This window comes from Longibacter sp., from assembly GCF_051155795.1.
In the GTDB taxonomy this organism is placed as follows: Bacteria; Bacteroidota; Rhodothermia; order Rhodothermales; family Salinibacteraceae; genus Longibacter.
Window position 1 is genome coordinate 45,860 of sequence record NZ_DAXETW010000086.1, and the last position, 18,483, is coordinate 64,342.

At 60.2% G+C, this 18,483-nt stretch carries 15 protein-coding genes; 1 reads left to right on the forward strand and 14 read right to left on the reverse strand.

All coding sequences use genetic code 11. From position 1 onward, the window contains the following. Nucleotides 1-124: 124 nt before the first annotated feature. From ACFCU0_RS09305 to ACFCU0_RS09320, 4 genes are all read right to left on the reverse strand, one after another. Entirely contained in the window at nucleotides 125-1,330 is a 1,206-nt protein-coding gene (locus ACFCU0_RS09305) for a thiolase family protein (RefSeq protein ID WP_434973391.1), read from the reverse strand. A gap of 111 nt (nucleotides 1,331-1,441) precedes the next feature. Next, entirely contained in the window at nucleotides 1,442-3,853 is a 2,412-nt protein-coding gene (locus ACFCU0_RS09310; protein ID WP_434973392.1) for a 3-hydroxyacyl-CoA dehydrogenase NAD-binding domain-containing protein, read from the reverse strand. Between the two features lie 309 nt (nucleotides 3,854-4,162). Beyond that, the gene (locus ACFCU0_RS09315; protein ID WP_434973393.1) at nucleotides 4,163-6,061 is read right to left on the reverse strand and encodes an AMP-dependent synthetase/ligase; all 1,899 of its coding nucleotides are present in this window, start codon (nucleotides 6,059-6,061) and stop codon (nucleotides 4,163-4,165) included. 109 nt (nucleotides 6,062-6,170) lie between these two features. Continuing rightward, on the reverse strand, nucleotides 6,171-6,797 hold the full coding sequence (locus ACFCU0_RS09320; RefSeq protein WP_434973394.1) for a TetR/AcrR family transcriptional regulator: 627 nt from the start codon (nucleotides 6,795-6,797) through the stop codon (nucleotides 6,171-6,173). A gap of 413 nt (nucleotides 6,798-7,210) precedes the next feature. Between ACFCU0_RS09320 and ACFCU0_RS09325 the strand changes: the two genes are divergently transcribed. Continuing rightward, entirely contained in the window at nucleotides 7,211-7,504 is a 294-nt protein-coding gene (locus ACFCU0_RS09325) for a hypothetical protein (protein WP_434973395.1), read from the forward strand. A gap of 210 nt (nucleotides 7,505-7,714) precedes the next feature. Here the strand turns inward: ACFCU0_RS09325 and ACFCU0_RS09330 are convergent, their stop codons facing one another. The 10 genes from ACFCU0_RS09330 to ACFCU0_RS09375 form a co-directional block, all read right to left on the reverse strand. Continuing rightward, on the reverse strand, nucleotides 7,715-8,158 hold the full coding sequence (locus ACFCU0_RS09330; protein WP_434973396.1) for a PID-CTERM protein-sorting domain-containing protein: 444 nt from the start codon (nucleotides 8,156-8,158) through the stop codon (nucleotides 7,715-7,717). Between the two features lie 333 nt (nucleotides 8,159-8,491). Beyond that, entirely contained in the window at nucleotides 8,492-9,661 is a 1,170-nt protein-coding gene (gene porV / locus ACFCU0_RS09335; protein WP_434973397.1) for a type IX secretion system outer membrane channel protein PorV, read from the reverse strand. Between the two features lie 438 nt (nucleotides 9,662-10,099). Continuing rightward, entirely contained in the window at nucleotides 10,100-10,351 is a 252-nt protein-coding gene (locus ACFCU0_RS09340) for a histidine kinase dimerization/phospho-acceptor domain-containing protein (RefSeq protein ID WP_434973398.1), read from the reverse strand. Nucleotides 10,352-10,513: 162 nt separating this feature from the next. Further along, on the reverse strand, nucleotides 10,514-11,371 hold the full coding sequence (locus tag ACFCU0_RS09345) for an MBL fold metallo-hydrolase (protein WP_434973399.1): 858 nt from the start codon (nucleotides 11,369-11,371) through the stop codon (nucleotides 10,514-10,516). 185 nt (nucleotides 11,372-11,556) lie between these two features. Beyond that, nucleotides 11,557-12,195, reverse strand: coding sequence for an LON peptidase substrate-binding domain-containing protein (locus ACFCU0_RS09350; protein ID WP_434973400.1), 639 nt, complete (start codon nucleotides 12,193-12,195; stop codon nucleotides 11,557-11,559). 78 nt (nucleotides 12,196-12,273) lie between these two features. Continuing rightward, on the reverse strand, nucleotides 12,274-14,148 hold the full coding sequence (locus ACFCU0_RS09355; RefSeq protein ID WP_434973401.1) for a sodium:solute symporter family protein: 1,875 nt from the start codon (nucleotides 14,146-14,148) through the stop codon (nucleotides 12,274-12,276). Between the two features lie 283 nt (nucleotides 14,149-14,431). Next, nucleotides 14,432-14,935, reverse strand: coding sequence for a hypothetical protein (locus ACFCU0_RS09360; protein ID WP_434973402.1), 504 nt, complete (start codon nucleotides 14,933-14,935; stop codon nucleotides 14,432-14,434). Between the two features lie 136 nt (nucleotides 14,936-15,071). After that, nucleotides 15,072-16,064, reverse strand: a complete 993-nt coding sequence (nadA, locus tag ACFCU0_RS09365; RefSeq protein WP_434973403.1) for a quinolinate synthase NadA — start codon at nucleotides 16,062-16,064, stop codon at nucleotides 15,072-15,074. A 140-nt stretch (nucleotides 16,065-16,204) separates the two neighbouring features. Then, nucleotides 16,205-16,969: an ABC transporter ATP-binding protein gene (locus ACFCU0_RS09370; protein ID WP_434973404.1), complete on the reverse strand. Its 765-nt coding sequence runs from the start codon at nucleotides 16,967-16,969 to the stop codon at nucleotides 16,205-16,207. A gap of 94 nt (nucleotides 16,970-17,063) precedes the next feature. Further along, a complete protein-coding gene (locus ACFCU0_RS09375; RefSeq protein WP_434973405.1) occupies nucleotides 17,064-18,443 on the reverse strand; it encodes a sigma-54-dependent transcriptional regulator in 1,380 nt (459 codons plus the stop codon). Between the last annotated feature and the right edge of the window lie 40 nt (nucleotides 18,444-18,483).

Consider the following 18,483-nt stretch of genomic DNA (forward strand, 5'->3'; position numbering starts at 1 on the left):
GGAAAATTGTTTACGAGCCTGCAATTTTTCTTATGCGCCCACCAGGCCGGGAACTCTGACCATGCCGCCTCTCAGGAAACGGAGGGGCGGAGCACGGCCGGAGCCCCGGAGCAGGGTCTATATGCTAGAGGCGCAGGTTTTCGATGACACCCGCAGCGCCCATTCCGCCTCCCACACACATCGTGCAGATGCCATACCGGACCTCTCGGCGGATCATCTCATGAATCAGCGTGGAGGTGAGCTTGGCGCCGGTGCATCCAAGCGGGTGACCGAGAGCGATGGCACCGCCATTGACGTTCACGATGTCCTCGTCGAGGCCGGACTCGCGGATCACAGCAAGCGCCTGTGCCGCGAAGGCTTCGTTGAGCTCGACCAGGCCGATGTCGTCCAGCGAGAGGCCGGTTTGCTTCAACACCTTCGGGATGGCTTCCACCGGGCCGATGCCCATGTATTCGGGCGCGACGCCGGCAACAGAGAAGCCCACGAGGCGTGCCAGCGGGTCAACCCCGAGCTCGTCGACCATGCGCTGACTCATCACGACAGACGCGGCACCGCCGTCCGAAGTTTGCGACGAGTTGCCGGCCGTCACGCTTCCGCCCCGCCGAAACGCCGGACGCAGGCCGGCCAGCGCTTCTATGCTGGTGTCACGCCGCGGTCCTTCGTCCACATCGAACGTGGTTTCGTGCGTGTGCGTCGACCCTTTACCAAAGTCGGCGCCGTTGTAGTACGTTTGAGCAACCTCCAGCGGCACAATCTCCTCGTCGAACCTTCCGCTGTCGATCGCATCGACGGCGCGCTCATGAGAGCGGAGCGCGAATGCGTCCTGGTCCTCCCGCGACACGCCGTACTTTTCCGCTACGTTCTCGGCGGTGATTCCCATTGAAACGTAGTAGTCGATATCGTCCTCCGTCAACTGCGGATCGGGCTGAAAGAAGAAGCCGCTCATGGGAACCGCGCTCATCGATTCCGCGCCACCGGCCACGACGACATCTGCGGTGCCCGTAGCAATCGCCTGCGAAGCCATGGCGATCGTCTGCAGGCCGGACGAGCAAAAGCGGTTCACGGTGGCGCCCGGGACGGAATCCGGGAGACCGGCTTTCTGCGCGATGATGCGTCCCACGTTCATGCCCTGCGGACCTTCGGGAAAGGCGCAGCCCATCATGACATCGTCCACCATCTCGGGCTCGAGTCCGTCGACGCGGTCCATCGCGCCGCGGACCGAGTGCGCGCCCATTTCTTCCGGGCGGTAATCCTTCAGAGTGCCGCGTCCGGCTTTTCCTACGGCCGTCCGCACGCTGCTTACGATATATGCTCCGTTCTTTGCTTCCATTAGGTCGTATCGTCCCGTTCTGTAAAAATCGTCAATGTGTCGCGATGCCCGGGGCGGACCGGTGCGTTGCCGGCGCCACCCGCAGGCTTCGCGCGTCGTCGTGCGGTTCGCTTAGTTGCGGAGCGGCTTGTTGTGCTCCAGGATGTGTTGCACGCGCGCCATGGTTTTCTCCTCGCCGAGGAGGCTGAGGAATACCTCACGCTCGAGTTCCAGGAGATAGTCCTCATGGACATCCTGCGGGCTCGACAGCTCGCCGCCGCACATGACGTGGGCAAGCTTGGTCGCGAGGAATTCGTCGTACTCGCTGATATAGCCGCCTTCGCGATAGCCGCGGAGAGAGACCTTGATCGCTGCGAGGGTTTTTTCGCCCAGAACGCGGATCTTATTGCGGACCGGCGGAGCGGCGTATCCCTGTTCGCTGAGGGCTTTCACCTCTTCCTTGGCCACGTGCAGTCGACGGTCGGCATTCATGACCACCTTCGTGTGCTCCGGCAGAAAGCCCTTCTCAATAGCCTGCGGCGCACTTTCAGCCACTTCGGCCATCGCGATGGTCTCGAAGTAGCCGCGGAGGTATGCCTGGATGTTGCTCGGATGATCATCCGGGGCCCGCTCGGCTGCATACGCCGCCATCCTCATCGTCCCGGTGCCGGCAGGGATGAGTCCAACGCCGAGCTCAACCAGTCCGAGGTACGTTTCGGCCGCACACACCGGGTGCGTGCTCGCCATCGTCATCTCGGCCCCACCGCCCAGCACACGCTGGTGGGTAGCCACTACAACCGGTTTCGTGGCGTAATGGACTTTCTGAATGGTATCCTGAAACTCGGCAATGTACTCTCCGATCTGGTCGTACATTCCCTGAGCGGCGGCCATCGCCATCTCGCCGAGGTTGGCGCCGACGGAGAAGTTTTTGCCTTCATTCCCGATCACGAGGCCGCGCACGTTCGGATCGTTCTCGACCCGATCGATGCATTCACGCAAACCGGCCATCACGTCGCGACCGAGAGAATTCGACTTCGACCGGAACTCGTAGAGCATGACGTCATCGCCGATATCAAGCAGCGCGGCGTCCCCGTTCGTCCATACCTCGTTGGAGGACTGGGCCTTCACGCGGTCGAGCGATAACTGATCTTCAGGCGTCGGGTCGCTCACGTACGCTCCTTCCTCCGGGACGTAGACTTCCCGATTGCCGTTCTGCACGCGATAAAAGGACGTGACGCCGGCGTCGGCCATGTCTTCAACCCAGGCCGGGACCTCAATGTCGTGCTCTTTCATCCCGTTGATAACGGTCTCAAAACCGAGAGCGTCCCACTTCTGGAAGGGACCCATCTCCCACCCGAAGCCCCACCGGATGGCACGATCGACGTCGGCCGGGTTGTCGGTAATCTCACCGATCCGCCGGGCGCTGTACCCGATGGTCGCCAGCGTCGTGTCGCGGAAAAAGGAGCCGGCACGGCCCGTATCTTGATACAGAGCATTCAGCCGGGCCTTCAAATCGCCCGCCTTCTTGATCGACTTGATATCGCCAAGGTCTTGTTCCCCGGCGGAGGTGTAGTCAAAGGATTCTGGATCGAGGGATTTGATTTCGCCGTCGACTTTCTTGTAGAACCCTTCACCGCTCTTCGCCCCTTTTCGGCCGTTGTCGACCAGTTTCTGCAGGACATCTGGGACCTGAAATTCGTCGCGACTCTCGTCGTTCTCAGCCTTTTCGTGAAGGTTCTTCGTGACATCCACGAGCACGTCGAGACCGACGACGTCCGCCGTACGGAAGGTCGCCGACTTCGGATGACCCTGTAGCTGTCCGGTCAGGGTGTCGACCTCTTCGATCGAATAGTCACCGTCCGTGTAGTACCGCATGGCCTGCAACTGGGCAAAAATGCCAATGCGGTTGCCGATGAAGTACGGGACGTCGTTGGCAACGACAATGCCTTTGCCGAGATGTATGCGTCCAAACTGAGCGACGCGCTCGACCACATCCGGATCTGTCTCCTGCGTCGGGATGATCTCGAGCAGCTTCAGATACCGGGGTGGGTTGAAGAAGTGCGTCCCGAGGAACCGACGTTTGTAATCCGCCGATCGACCTTCCGCAATTTCGTGGATGGGAAGACCGCTGGTATTCGTCGAGATGACTGCATCTTCCCGGGCATGCTCCTCGATGCGGGCATGCACGTCTCGCTTGATCGGCAGGTGTTCGACGACGACCTCGATGATCCAGTCCGCCTGCGCAACGCGATCGAAGTTATCGTCGAAGTTACCCGTGTAAATCCGATCGGCGACATCGGACGTGTGAAACGGATCCGGGCTCGCCTTCTTGGCCGCCTGTAGACCCTTATTGACGATTTGATTGGGATCGCCATCATCGGGCGTGATGTCGAGCAGATGGACTTCAAGACCCGCATTCGCCAGGTGCGCGGCGATCTGCGCGCCCATGGTGCCAGCCCCCAGCACCGTAGCCGTGCGAAATGGGGGGTGCGTGGCCGGTGCGGATAGATGGAGCGAGCGTGTGTCGAGGGCCTTCGTTTCCATGCTTGCGTCGTGGTTTATGATCGTGAGAAAAGGAGTCCGGCCGGCAGAAAACCCTGCTGGCGCGGTGAAGAGAGCCGGCGCATATAGTGTACGTCCCTGAACTTAACAGTGTTAAGTAGGATCTACACAGGAATGTGTGCTTTCGGAAGCGCTTTTCATTTTGCGGCGGCGGATCGCAGGTATGGGAAGCATCGGCCCATTCTGCTTCTCGATGACGCCGGTAGGACAAATGCGAGCCGGACGGGGTGTGTTCGTCTGGGGCCTGCCGCCGTTACAACGGCATGGCCCTGAACGATGTCAGCGGAAGGTTCATGCAACGATGACCGCTCTGCGCTTGGTCTTGCGTTCGGGCGACGGCGTGTCCTCGTACAGCGCCTCCATTTCATCGGCATACGCCTCCCGAATCATCGGTCGCTTCACTTTCAGCGTCGGCGTCAAGAGACCGGATTCGACGGTCAGTTCATCGGGGATCAGGGCGAAGCGCTTCACGGTCGACCAGTGATCCATGCCTTCGTTGGCATCGTCGACCAGCTGCTGGAAGGCGCGCACGATCTGCTCCTCCTCCAGCAGGTCCTCGAACGCCTGCTGATCATCGACCCCGAGCTGGCGCGCCTGCGCACGGACCTGATCTTCCGCCGGGAAAATGAGGGCTGAGCAGAACTTCCGACCGTTGCCGATCACGATCGCCTTGTCGACCATCGGCTGGCTGCCGAGTTCGTTCTCGATCGGCTGCGGCATGACATACTTGCCGGTCGATAGCTTGAAGAGGTCCTTCTTGCGATCGGTGATCTTCAGGAAGTTACCGTCAAACTCGCCGATGTCGCCGGTGTGGAACCAGTCATCGGACAGAACCTTGGCGGTTTTCTCCTCCGCCTTGTAGTATCCTTGCATAACGTGCGGTCCGCGCGTGAGAATTTCGCCGTCGTCCGCGATTCGGACCTCCACGCCGGGTAGCGGGTCCCCCACGGTACCGGGCTTGTTTCGCTCCGGACGCGTAAACGCGATGACCGGACTGGTCTCGGTGAGCCCGTAGCCCTGTAGCGTTTCGATTCCGGCCGCAGCCAGCGTGTTCGCCAGATCCGGCTGAAGGGCCGCACCGCCAACAACAATGTACTTGACCCGCCCGCCGAGCGCCTGGCGCCATTTGCTGAACACCAGAGTATCGGCAACTTTCCGTTTCAGCGTGAAGGGAAGCGATTCTTGCTCGTCCATTCGGAACTGTCGGGCCACACCGAGCGCCCATGTCCCGATCGCCTTCTGAAGGCCCTCCATCTCCATGATTTTCTTCTGGATCCCGGCATAGACCTTTTCCAGAACACGAGGTACCGACGCGAACGCCGTAGGCTGCACCTTGGGCAGGGCGTCCACCAGATTGTCGGGCTCGCAGAAGTAGACGCTGATTCCCTGCGACATGTAGGCGTACTGCAGGGACCGGGCAAACACGTGGGTCAGCGGCAGAAATGAAATCGCCACTTCTCCGTCCGGACCTGCCTCAAAACCACTGAGTTCCGAAATCGACGTGAGCGCGTTGAAGGAGATGTTCTCGTGTGAGAGCATCACCCCTTTCGGCTTGCCGGTCGTCCCGCTGGTGTAAATCAGCGTCGCGAGATCTTCCGGATGGATCTGTGCGCGGAGGTCTTCAATTGCAGCCGGCACATCAGGCGCCGAGGCATCCCCCTTCGCCTGGATTTCCTCAAGCGTGTAAAAGGAGACACCCTCCGGCAACGTTGGCTCCGGCTTTCCATCGTCGACGTCACAGATAATCAGCGTACGGATCCGCGGGAGGTCCGGCAGGATCTCCTCCGCAACGGCGAGTTGTTCTTCATCGGCCACGACGATAGCGCTCGCTTCGGCGTGATCGATGACGTACTGCATCTGATTCGGTGCCGTCGACAGATAGACGGGCACGTCGATCAGGCCTCCAAGAAGGCAGCCCATGTCTGCAACGCAGAAGTTCACGTCGCTGTGGAGAAGGAAGGCTACCTTGTCCCCTCGATCGAGGCCTGCGTCCAGCAATCCAAGCGCCGTGCGCTCCGCGCGGCGCCGAAACTCGTCGAGCGACATCGGCGTCCATCCGTCGCCCGTTGGCTGATTGAAGGCTCGCGGGTTCTCGTAGGCCTCACAGGCTTCATAGAGGAGCTGCGGGAGCGTCTTGTCGAGAACGGGGGGACCGGCTTGTTCGGGGGCGGTATGTATGGGACCGGGCATAGAGCCAGAAAGAGTCAGGTGGGAGGTCCACGACGAGGTACCGCTACATGTGCGGTACGGCACAACAAATCAATGATGGAGTGCTGCAGCAGGCATCAACGGAACGGCCTCAGGGGTGCCGAGCTGTAGCGGATCGGGTGTAGCTACGAAGCGTCTGTCGAATGGCCGCCTGAATGAAGTCGTCCCGGTCGATGCGAACGTCTACGCGCTCAGCAAGGAGCAGCGATACGGTCCCGTGAAGCGAGGCCCAGATCGCGCTTGCCGACACCCTCGGGTCGTCGACGTCGAAGACACCTTGCGAATCGCCTTTGTCGAGCGCACTGCGGAAGAAATCAAGATTCCGCCGGGCCTCGCGATACTTCTCCGGTGGATACCGCTCCATCCGCTCCGGCCTCAATTGAAACATGATTTCATAGTATTCCGGGTTACTGAGGCCGAAAGAGATAAACCCGCCGCAAAGCGCTTCCAAGCGTTCGAGCGGCGCATCTTCGTGCTGCTGTGCAATGATCGATAATGCCTCAAACAACTGTTTCATCCCCTCGTCGATTAAGGCGTGCAAGAGCACATCCTTGTTATCGAAATAGAGGTAGATGCTCGTAGCGCTGTAGTCAATCTCGCTCGCGATCTTCCGCATCGACAGATTGCTGTACCCATCCTGAACGAGCAGATGTCGAGCGGTGTCCAGAATGAGGCGCCGTAGATCGCCGTTCTGGTGGTTGTTCGACCGTACCGCCATGCGTGAGTTAACGGCGTTAAGTAAACAGGGGATCAAGAATTTGTCAAGAGCTTCAGGCGCAACGAGCCGGGACCTGACGCGACGAATGAATCCCGGCTTGAAGCGGAACGGCGACTGCTTGCCCGTCGGCCCTGGTGCCACACATGCTGCGTGCACACCCGTGTTGGGTAGCAGGGCGTCGCACGAACAACCGTGTGCCTGCTGACTCGTTGACGAAACGTGTTCTTCACACTGTTTAATACCGGACCGCGTTCCAATTGCCTCTCGGATTTTTCACCCAGCCTGCGCCGAATCCGGGGAAAATCGTGACGTCCCCGCGTATGCTATGAGAGGAACGAGCCAGATTCTCGGCGATCTTCCTCGACGCGCCGCCGCTTCGATTCGCCCGTACTCGAATTTGACCGACACATCAGATGACTGACGACAGCACATCTACGGACGCGTCCGGGCCGGACCAGCCGACACCGGATGGCCGACGGAAGCGCTTGAATCCTTCGACGATGCCGATGAGCAACACGTCATCCAAGCTTCTCGTGATCGGGGCCTTTGTGTTCATCTTCGGCCTCGGGACCGTCGGCAGCATACTTCTGGTGAACGTGGCGGAGACGGCCCTCGATCAAGACGCGGTAATGCAGGACACAACGCAGGCCGCCACACCGGATTCTGCAGCGGTGGCGGCACCGGGTTCCGGCGAGACGACGCCGTGACGCACCGATAAGGACATACCGGGACGACATTCGCCCGCCCGTGGGCCTGGCAGTGCCGATCGCCGAGGGCAGCCTCGTTTCGTGGAATGGCCGGACATGCAAAAAGGCACATGGCGCCAGGTGCGCACCATGTACCTTTTCCTCGTGCCCGAGTACGGTAAGACAGATCCGGCTTTTCGGGACAGCCGCGGCGCCTTTTATACGACCGGTCTATGCGACTGGGTCGTCACTGTCATCGCCCCGCTTTCGAAGACGGGAGACGGCGTATCCCGCGCCGGCCAGAGCAAGAAACCCGAGACCACCATCAACGGGAATCTGCGGGGGATCTCCCGGAAGATCCGGGGGGTCGTCTGGCGTATTTGGAGGCGGAGTGATTGCCTGCTTGGAGTTTCCGGGCTCGGCCCATGACGGCAATCCGACCGAAGACCCTCGCTCCGTCTGGGTTTCTCGCGGAGAATACGGGTCTTGCCGATCCTGCTGCGCCTGCACCGGCTGCGCGACCAATAATATCAGCAATAATGCCGCGCTTACAGTCCAGAAAAAACGGTCGTAACGGATGTCCGCCATAGTGGTTGACATATGTCTGAATGCGGGGTACTCGGGGCTCATGATGCGTGCGTTCGGCGTAAATGTCAAGGCGCACCTATGATTCATCCAACGATAGCGCCGCCTTCTCACCAAACACACCGACTGTATTCAACTTCGGGCCGGCTGGAGGATACATCTTTGACGTGCAAGGACGTAAGGCTGTGACAGCATGGACGCACAGTTCACGACATCGTGTGTCATGGGATCACGTGTGTCTCACTACCTGAAACGGGTCTCGCTATCATCAACAAGAATGCGGCGATGGTTGGATCGAGCCAACTCCCTCCGTCGCACTCCGTCCTGTAGAACAAAACCAGTGCCAGACTTTCGCCTCCGACCCTCGGCTGTGCGATACGGCCCTCCGACCCCTTAACGGATGCCGGAGGACGTGCTTCGCGCTTACCGGATGTCGAGCAGGAGCGAGAACCGAAGCGTATTCGCAAGCGGGTTATTCTGCTCCAGCGTGTAAATGTAAGACACGTCAATGCCGATGATGTTGTATCGGAAACCCGCACCGAAATTCAGGAACTCGCGATTTCCGTTTTTCGGGTCCTCGTAGTAGTACCCGGTACGGAGCGCGAAGAGCTGGCTGTACCAGTACTCGAGGCCAACGCCCATCGTCACCTGTTCGGCAACCGAAAGTTCGGTTACATCGCCCTGGGCATCTCTCTCACCCGGCTGAGCAGACCATGAGGAAAAGATCGGCGTAAACCATGTGTCCGGGTCGGAGCAGGTCTCCTGCGTATCGGGGTCCGAGTCTCGCTCGCAGCTCACGTAATCCACATTCGACAGCTGCTTCGTGAAGTCATTCGCGATCGTCAGCGAGTTGTATTCGTCAAAGTCCATCGTCACCGCATATCCGACGCGGAGCATGGTCGGCATCGCCTGCAGATCCCGGTCATATTTCATGCCTCCACCGATGTTGGAGATGTTGAGGCCGGTCGAAACCGTGACATCCGTGCCGCTGACGACGAAGGGATCGGTTCGATAAAGACCGGCAATATCGAGCGCGGCTGTGCTGGCCTGACCATCTACATCGTCGGTCGATGGCGATAGCTTGGAGTAAATGAACCGTAGACCACCGCCAACGGCGATGTTATCGTTCAACTGGCGCCCGTACGACAGGCCCGTCGACAGTTCGAACGACCGTTCCACATCAAGCGGGTCGCCGTTTCCGTTCCGAACCTCGATCTCGCCGAGGTTGAGGAAGGTGACATGCCCGCCAAACGTGCCGATGCCGTCAAAGTGGGCCGTTCCGGCGAGGTATTCGAAGTACAGACCTGCATCGAACTCCGGAAGCCAGCTGGCGTGCGTGAATCCGACCTGCATGTCTCGCTGAAAACCGAGTCCGGCCGGGTTCCAGAACATGGCGTTCGCATTATCCGCCAGCGCGACACCGGTATTCCCCATGCCGGCAGCGCGGCTATCGGGTTCGATACGAAGGAACAGGGCCGTGGACTCCCCGAGCTGCGCATGCGCCGAGGGCGCGAGGCCAAACGTCAGGAGAAGGAGAGCAGCTAGGCTTCCGAGAAGCTTCGACTGCCCGGTTAGAAGGCGACCGTACATCATGGAGACTGGTGATTCGTTGAGTACATGGGGATCTTGGGACCTCCCGTTCCCAAAGCGGCGACAGCGCGCGTTGGCGTCAATGCATCCACTCGATACATCGGACAAAGGTTCATACGACACAGAAAACGCCTCTGCGTATGAGTGTTGGCAGGAACCGACGGTTTGAAGCGACTACAGATGACAGACCGTAGTCCCGCAACCCACGACGACGGTTCACGCAACGGGAAGTCAGTAACAGTATGTACCCGATAGGCAGACGGCGGAGATGAGATTAGTGACGACACATGGTTATGGTATCCAAAATCCGGGACATGCACAAGCATAACCCGACGATCCGCATGAACTGATCGTGATGCCTGATGTAGGCACGCCGTGCCGAGCCTGAAGCGTCATGCATCCTTGCGTCCGGCGGTGCTGGCAACCGATGCATGAGGTGACCTATTCTTGCCCGTCCGCTTCTTTAAGCTCCGTCAGATGACGAAGGGCATCCGCCATACGGTCGGCAGCTTCCCGGATATCCTCTACCGATGTTAGAAACGCATCGTCGAGATCCGCCTCCCTCCCAATTTCTAGCAAGAACTGAGCATTCCCTGAAATGATGGAGAGTGGGTTGTTCAGGTCGTGATATACCTTCGAAAGAGCCTCGCGCGCCTCTTCTGGCAGTGGATCCGTCGTGTCCGGTGCGTTCATGGGGGTCAGCGGTGAAATAAGATCAGGGCGGAACCGTACCGGCCCGACGTTCCGTCGGGTTGTACCGGGTACGTTCGTCCGGAGCCGTCCGTCGTACGATTCATTCGGGAAAGCCGTACATGGGAGGCACCCGACGCGCCGGTCGGGCGCCCGCTCGAATGCCTAGAATTTCCGAAGGGGGCGTGGATCGCAGGTCGTGATGCCTCGGTCTGTTCGTTCGAGCGACGCGACTTCTACGTCCGGGTCATGTTCGAAGAACAAGTTCCATTCCGCATCGACGGCGCGCTCCAAAAACGTCTGCTTTTCGTCGATCGTGACCAGGGGCCGGATGTCATACGCCATCGTCCAGGCCGACGCGAGATGGTGCGACGTTGGAAGCAAATCCGCCGCGTAGACAAGCGAACGCTTCTCGTCGGCGATTTTCACCATCTGCTGGGCATGGGTATGACCGTTCGCCAACATCACCTCCACGCCGGGAAAGAGATGTCCCTCCCCGTCCACCTTACGCAACTGCCCACTCCGGTCCAAAGGTTCGAACGTATGCGTACGAAATGACCCACGTTCTTTCGGATTGCTTTCCCTGGCCCACCGCCAGTGATCCCGCTGAACGTGGTAGGTTGCATTCGGAAAGGACGGCTGCCGCTCGCCCTTCACCTCTCGGGTGGCGCCACCGCAGTGATCGAAATGAAGATGCGTGAGAATGACATCGGTCACCTCCTCGCGCTCCACCCCAATCCCGGCGAGGGAACGGTCCAGACTGGAGTGCTCCGTATCGACGGCATAAATGTCCCGATACTTGGTGCCGTCAAACACATCCCCGAGGCCACAGTCAATCAGAACGGTTCGCTCCTCAGACTGCAGGAGCAAGCACCGCATGGCGAGGGTAATCCGGTTATCATCGTCCGGCGCCATCTTGCCGGCCCAGAGCGGTTTGGGGACGATGCCGAACATGGCTCCACCGTCCAGGCCAAACCGACCGGTTTCGATGGAGTGAAGCGTATACGATCCGATCGTAGTCATCTACACGCGGAAGGGTGGGTGCGTACACTGTGGTCGCGCCCAACATCCCAAAACCGGAGGTGAAAACCAAACATCCGCCCACATCTCGACAGAGGCGCAGACCCGCTCACGGGAGCCGATTCTGCAATTCCAAGCAGGTCATACAGCTCAGGAATCGTGCCTCCATCTGTCACTGCCCCTGGCAATCATACCTGCTCCGGCGGAAAATCCTTGAAGTGGCCGTTCGACCGAATTTTTCGCCGCAAGTCCTCTTTCTGCTCCACCCGCGGGATCAGCATCTCGAAGTGCTGGATCAGATACCGGATACGATCAGACTCATCGCGAATCTCCAGAACTTCCTGCTTCTGATCGTTGCTCAAGCCGGCGTTTTGCGCAAGCACGAAGCTCAGGTCAGGGACGTCCACATACAGATCCGGGCGCACGGTCCGCCCGGCGAGTTCGAGCAGCTTCATGTGCTGCGTGATGACGCGCTCCCGGAGATCCGACTCGACCGGCTGCCGCTCGATATCGAAGATGTCAACATCGGCCGTCATATAGCTCTTACGCTCATGCACGTCCTTCAGCCCAAAGCGCTCCTCCCCTCGCACGATGATATCCATGCGCCCGTCATCATATCGGTTGACCACCCGCTGGATACGGGCGGTGGTGCCCACACTTGCCAGACGACCGTCGTCGACGCGGACGATCCCGAACGGAACGTCGTGCTCGAGGCAGTACGCAGTCAGGTCCTTGTAGCGCTCCTCAAAGATATGCAGTGGTAGCTGCTCGTTCGGGTACAGAACGAGGCCGAGGGGAAAGAGGGGCAGGGACTCAAACGTTGCCATGAGACGCGATCTGTATACTTCTGCTGGGGCTACAGACAACCAGCGATTGTGAATCGGTGTTTCAGACCGACCACCTCGTTACCCTTGCCCGGACGCGCGCTCCGACGGGGGATTGCCGGCCGTCACCTGCTCTCCCCTCCGGCGGTACAGCACCACGCCTCCAGCCGCCGCCACCGCCCCGAGTCCGGCCGCCAGAAGCGGGCGAAGCAACAGGGCCGCCCCGATCGCGAACATCAGTCCGTACAGCACCAGCACAGCGGCAGCGGCACGGATCAGGCTGTCCTGCAGCGACTGAATGGGAGTCAACCCGGTCTCGGCACGCTGAGTCTTCCAGCCGGGCCCGCCGGGACGAACCATTTCGTAAAACCGGCGCAGCGTCTCGGGCGTCTCCGGCGCCGTTGCATACATCACGGGGACCCAGATAAGGGTCGTGATGACCGTGATCATCATCAGGCGGAAGCCGAAGTCCGCGACGAGGATCGGCACCTCAACCGGAATTCCCAGTCCTGCGAGACTGATCGAGGCCGGCCCCATGGAGGTGAGCAGTCCGACCGCCATGCCGGCGGCCATGGCAGCCAGTTCGGCCCATGCGTTCACGCGCCACCAGAACCACCGAAGAATGAGGACAACGCCCGGCCCGGTCCCGACCGCGATCACGAGCTGGAAGATCCACTGGACGCTCTCAGCATAAAACGCGGCGGCCGCCCCGAGAACCGTGATCAGCACCGAGGCCATGCGCCCGAACGCGACCAGTTCGGCCTGCGTCGCGTCGGGCCGAAGAAATCGGCAGTAGATGTCATTCGTCAGATAGGAGGCGCCCCAGTTGATCTGGGTGGACACCGTGCTCATGAACGCCGCCACCAGCGACGCGACAACGACGCCCAGAAGCCCGGCAGGCAGGAAGTCCAGCATGAGGCGCGGATACGCCAGTTCCGGATCCTGCATGTCCGGATACAGAACGACGGCCGCCAGCGCGACCAGGACCCACGGCCAGGTGCGCACCACATAGTGCATGATGTTGAAAAGCCACGCGGCTTTTTCGGCGCTTGCCTCGTCTCGAGACGCAGCCAGCCGCTGGATAAACTCGCCGCCCCCGTCACTACGGCGAAACGTCCACCACTGAATGAAAACGTGCGCGACGAACGAGGTGGCGCTGATTCCGGCGAAGGCGCTCCATCCGATGCCCCACCATCCGGTCGCGCCAGGGTCGAAGGTGAGTGGCGTAAAGGCGAGGACGTCGAAGTCGGTGAACGCCTGCGCCTTGGCGACCAGCCCGCTCAGACCTCCGACCTGCGGACTTCCGATGGCAAAGATAGCCACGACGATCGCGCCGAAAAGCGCCAGGAAGAACTGGAAGAAGTCCGTTGCCACCACCCCCCACAGGCCGGACAGGCCTGCATACAGCAGGACGAGAAGGGAGACGCCCACGATGCTCAACAACTTCGGGTCTGCGCCGAGAACCAACTGCCCTTCCTGAAAACCGACGCTCTGCCAGATCTCCAGTCCCCCGACCACCTTCACCGCGGCGAGCATTCCGAGCCCGATCCCTATGCAGTTGATCGGAATGGCGAAGAGGAACGCTTTCACCCCGCGAAGAATGGCGGCCGAGCGCCCGCCGTAGCGGATTTCGGTCAGTTCGGCGTCGGTCACGATCTCACTTCGCCGCCACAACCGGGCAAAAACGTAGATCAGAACGACGTGGCCTGTGCCAAAGGCCCACCACTCCCAGTTTCCGGCAATCCCTCGGCTCCCGACGACCCCGGCCACGTACAATGGCGTATCGATCGAAAACGTGGTTGCCGCCATGGACGTCCCCGCCAACCACCAGGGGAGCGATCGCCCGGACACGAAGAAGTCCTCGATGGAGCCGGAGGCACGTCGCGACAGGTACGCCCCAAGCCCAAGCGCACCGAGCATGTACGCGATCACGATAATCCAGTCGATCGTCTGCATGTAAGAGGCGGCAAAACCAGATCAATGCGATCAAGAGCGACACAGGGCGCACGTGTCGGCCACGGGACGACGTCCAACGGCAGCGTCGCGTACGGCAGCAAACGTCGGTCCGCGATCGACGGCACCACGGCACAGTGCTACGCCTTTTCCCATGTGCGACATGCGAACATCGCCATACGAACACACGAATGCCAGCGGGCTCGATGAACGGGCACCGCTGGCATCGTGAAAGGCTGGCTGCGTATGGGTGGGACCGTGCCGAACACGTCACACGGGAATCGGCTCACACAGCGGCGCGAGCGCGAGGCCCAACCGGATTGGGGTCATGCGACGGGGTCGGATGAGTGGCAGCGGCGGCGAGGCGCTCGGCGGTCTCCCGTTCCGCTTCCGTACCGTACTTGTGAATGAAGTACTCAAGGTACGAAGATGCTACGTCGGACTCCTCTTCGCTTGCACAGAGATAATAATTCTGCTTATACGGTTTGTCCCATTGACTTGGGAAGAACAACTCGCGGCACTGCGCCTTCGTCAAGCCCAGAGCATCGGCTGCTTCGTCCCACATGCCGCCTCCGGTGTGGAAACCGCCGACTTCGAGAAGTTCGCGCTCGTCCATGCGATCGCTCTGGAGAAGCACGTGGCCGGCGATACAGCACTTAAAGCCGTCGGGGTGCGCATCGCCGTCAATGACGGCGTCGGCGTTACGGGCAAAGGCCCACTGAGCCGCAGAAAAACGACCCGGGTAGAAGACAATCGCCTGCCGTACGTTTTCCAGAAGTTCGACGTTCATAAGATTCGCGTCCAGTTCGCGTCAAATGGGTAGATCGAGGTTGGGACCGGGCGGGCACACCGGATTTGGATACTTTCTTACCGTGATGTAACGGGATGGGTTCACACGTCCTTCCCGTCACCATCCGGCATTGGCGCTATTTCACGCCCTCGCTCATCGACAACATGCGTTCGATCGGCTTCAGCGCATCCTGACGGAGCGACTCCTCCATCGTAATCTCCGGCGCCTCGTGCTTCAAGCACAGATACAGCTTTTCAATGGTATTGAGGCGCATATGCGGGCACTGACTGCAGTTGCAACCGCTCTCGGGAGGGGCTGGGATGAGCGTGTTGCCGGGCTTGTCCTTCTCCATCTGATGGAGAATGCCTTCCTCCGTGGCCACGATGAACTTGGCCGGACCATTCTCCTCCGCATGGCGGCGGATCTGACTCGTAGACCCGACGAAGTCGGCGTGGCGCAGGACGGCATCCCGACATTCCGGGTGGGCAAGCGTGGTGGCATCCGGGTGCTGCGCCTGGAGCCGGAGAAGCTTCTTTTCGCTGAACGTCTCATGAACGATGCAAACGCCATCCCACAGGACCATATCCCGACCCGTTTCCTTGATCAGATACTCACCCAGGTTTCGGTCCGGAGCAAAGATGATCGGCTCGTCCTCCGGGAGCTGGTTAATGATATGGGCTGCGCTCGACGACGTACAGATAATGTCTGAGAGCGCCTTTACGGCTGCCGAACTGTTGACGTAGGTGATAACCGTGTGGTCCGGATACCGGTCACAAAACGCTTTAAAGGCATCCGGTGGGCACGTGTCGGCAAGCGAACATCCCGCGTTCAGATCGGGAAGAATCACCTTCTTTTCCGGATTCAGGATTTTCGCCGACTCCGCCATAAAATGGACGCCGGCAAAAACGATAATTTCGGCATCGGTTTCGGATGCTTCGCGAGCGAGTCCGAGCGAATCGCCGATGTAGTCCGCAATGTCCTGAATGGCCGCCTCCTGATAATAGTGCGCAAGGAGAATGGCATTCTTCTCGGATTTCAGCCGTTCGATCTCGTCGAACAGGTCCAGCGTGGGGTCGATGTCTTCGTCGACGAAACCGACCGAGGGGTCCAGCACGGCAACTTCTGTCATGAAATCGGATGCAGCGTGGGGAGGGATGCGCAGCGGCAGAGCGGGAGGCTCACCGCGGCGTGAAACGAGGTGGTATGCGCGGTACAACATGTGGCACCGGCACGTGAATCCGTTCGCGGAAACGACGTGAATGTTCCCCGCTACGGGTGCGAGCCTTGCAACGGATCGGACAGGTCATCGGTGTCAGAGGAACCGGGCATCAGCGGCATGCCATCCTCGAGATCGACGTCGTGCAGCGTGCCGTGATCAAGCTTCAGCACGCGGTCGGCGATGGCGGCGAGGCCGGGGTTGTGCGTGACCAGAACAAACGTCTGGTTCATGGTCTCGCTCAGGCGCTCGATCTCGCGATGGAGCGGTTCCGCCGTCTGCGCGTCGAGATTCCCCGTTGGCTCGTCCATGAGGACGAGCGCCGGCTCGTTCATCAGGGCACGCGCGATGGCTACCCGCTGCTTCTCCCCACCCGACAACGCATTCGGGCGATGGGTGGCGCGTCCAGACAGACCCAGCAGGTCGAGCAGATCGCGCGCTCGGGGCTCGGCTTCCTCCATTCCCTGGTGCTGAATCAGCGCCGGCATGGCTACGTTCTCCAGCGCCGTAAACTCGGGGAGAAGGTGATGGAACTGGAAAACGAACCCGATCGACCGATTTCGAAACGCCGCCAGTTCGTCGTCCGAAGCCGTAGACAGATCGCTATTTTCGAAGGTGACGGTCCCGGCCGTAGGCCGCTCGAGCGCCCCCAGAATATGCAGCAGGGTCGACTTCCCTGTCCCACTCTCTCCCATCACGGCGACGATTTCCCCCGCGCGGATCTCAAGATCGACGCCCCGCAGCACATGCAGCGGCGTCTCACCTCCCGTGTCGTATTCTTTGGTTACTCCGGCTGCACGCAGCAGAGACTCGGACATGTGGACAGCAGCTCTCGAAAAAGGTCGATGAACCCCGGCCGACTTCCACCATGGCGGAGTGTGGGCACGGAAAAACGAACGAGCCGGCGATAATTCAGCCCTCCCGCTCGATGTTGAACTTGTTCAGCTTGTTGTATAAGTGCGACCGCTGAATATTTATCGCCTCGGCGGTCTGTGTCACGTTCCAGTCGAACTCGTCGAGTTTGTACTCGAGAAACCGTTTCTCAAACGCGTCACGAGCTTCCGTCCAGTCTTCGTACTGATGTAGCAGGTCGGACGACCCGGCATTCGCTTCCGCGCCCGGGGTGACGAACCGCTCCACGTCGGCTTTCTCAATCCGGTCGCCGTCCGCGAGAATGAGAACGCGCTCGATCACGTTGTGGAGCTCGCGCACGTTACCGCGCCAGTCGTACTTTTTTAGGTGGTCCAGTGCGTCGTCTGCAAACTCGCGGTTCGGGAGCGCATTCCGGGACGCTACGCGACCGGCGATGTGCTGCGTGATCGGGGGAATATCTTCGCGCCGGTCCCGAAGCGGCGGCACGTTGATCAGTATCACACCGATCCGGTGGTAGAGGTCTTCGCGAAATGTCCCCTCCTCGATTTCGTCCAGGAGATCCTTGTTGGTGGCCGCCACAACGCGAACATCAACCTCGATGGATCGGTCCCCGCCCACTCGCTGAATCCGGCTTTCCTGCAGTACCCGTAAGACCTTCGCCTGCGCAGACAGACTCATGTCGCCGATTTCGTCGAGAAACAGGGTGCCCTCGTTTGCCTGTTCAAATTTCCCGATGCGCTGCTGCGTCGCTCCGGTGAAGGCCCCTTTCTCGTGGCCGAAAAGCTCACTCTCGATGAGTTCACTCGGAATAGCCGCACAGTTCACCTCGACCATCGGCCCGCCGGCGCGCGGGCTTTCATGGTGGATCCACTTCGCGACGAGTTCTTTCCCCGTCCCGTTTTCGCCCGTAATCAGGACCCGCGCCTCGGTAGGGGCAACCCGTTCGATGGTTTCCTTGATTTCCGTGATCGCCGGGCTCTCACCGATGATCGGCGTCAGGTCGCCGGTGCTATGCTCCGAGATCGCCTGACGCATCCGACGGTTCTGCGTCTCGAGCTGGCCGTGGTCCAGGGCGTTCCGAACTGTCACCAGCATCCGGTTCAGGTCCGGCGGCTTCTCGATGAAGTCGAACGCCCCGAGCTTTGTCGCCTCAACAGCGGTCTCGATGTTGCCGTGGCCGCTGATCATCACGACGGGTACCTCGGCAGATTCGTCGGCACACGTCTTCAGGACCTCCATGCCGTCCATGCCCGGCATCTTGATGTCGAGGAGGACCATGTCGAGCGACGAGGACCGGATGATTTCGAGCGCCTTCTCCCCGTCCTCCGCCTCTTCAACATCGTAGTCTTCGTACTCGAGAATTTCCCGGACCGTCCGGCGAATGCTCGGCTCGTCGTCTACGATTAAGATGGTTGGCATCGCAGGCGTAGAGGTTTGATCACGAGAGAGGTTAGAACAG

Bases quoted from the DNA above. Each gene is read 5' to 3' on its own strand.
- ACFCU0_RS09305 (WP_434973391.1), bottom strand. From the start codon at position 1,330: ATGGAAGCAAAGAACGGAGCATATATCGTAAGCAGCGTGCGGACGGCC.
- ACFCU0_RS09310 (WP_434973392.1), bottom strand. From the start codon at position 3,853: ATGGAAACGAAGGCCCTCGACACACGCTCGCTCCATCTATCCGCACCG.
- ACFCU0_RS09315 (WP_434973393.1), bottom strand. From the start codon at position 6,061: ATGCCCGGTCCCATACATACCGCCCCCGAACAAGCCGGTCCCCCCGTT.
- ACFCU0_RS09320 (WP_434973394.1), bottom strand. From the start codon at position 6,797: ATGGCGGTACGGTCGAACAACCACCAGAACGGCGATCTACGGCGCCTC.
- ACFCU0_RS09325 (WP_434973395.1), top strand. From the start codon at position 7,211: ATGACTGACGACAGCACATCTACGGACGCGTCCGGGCCGGACCAGCCG.
- ACFCU0_RS09330 (WP_434973396.1), bottom strand. From the start codon at position 8,158: ATGAATCATAGGTGCGCCTTGACATTTACGCCGAACGCACGCATCATG.
- porV (WP_434973397.1), bottom strand. From the start codon at position 9,661: ATGATGTACGGTCGCCTTCTAACCGGGCAGTCGAAGCTTCTCGGAAGC.
- ACFCU0_RS09340 (WP_434973398.1), bottom strand. From the start codon at position 10,351: ATGAACGCACCGGACACGACGGATCCACTGCCAGAAGAGGCGCGCGAG.
- ACFCU0_RS09345 (WP_434973399.1), bottom strand. From the start codon at position 11,371: ATGACTACGATCGGATCGTATACGCTTCACTCCATCGAAACCGGTCGG.
- ACFCU0_RS09350 (WP_434973400.1), bottom strand. From the start codon at position 12,195: ATGGCAACGTTTGAGTCCCTGCCCCTCTTTCCCCTCGGCCTCGTTCTG.
- ACFCU0_RS09355 (WP_434973401.1), bottom strand. From the start codon at position 14,148: ATGCAGACGATCGACTGGATTATCGTGATCGCGTACATGCTCGGTGCG.
- ACFCU0_RS09360 (WP_434973402.1), bottom strand. From the start codon at position 14,935: ATGAACGTCGAACTTCTGGAAAACGTACGGCAGGCGATTGTCTTCTAC.
- nadA (WP_434973403.1), bottom strand. From the start codon at position 16,064: ATGACAGAAGTTGCCGTGCTGGACCCCTCGGTCGGTTTCGTCGACGAA.
- ACFCU0_RS09370 (WP_434973404.1), bottom strand. From the start codon at position 16,969: ATGTCCGAGTCTCTGCTGCGTGCAGCCGGAGTAACCAAAGAATACGAC.
- ACFCU0_RS09375 (WP_434973405.1), bottom strand. From the start codon at position 18,443: ATGCCAACCATCTTAATCGTAGACGACGAGCCGAGCATTCGCCGGACG.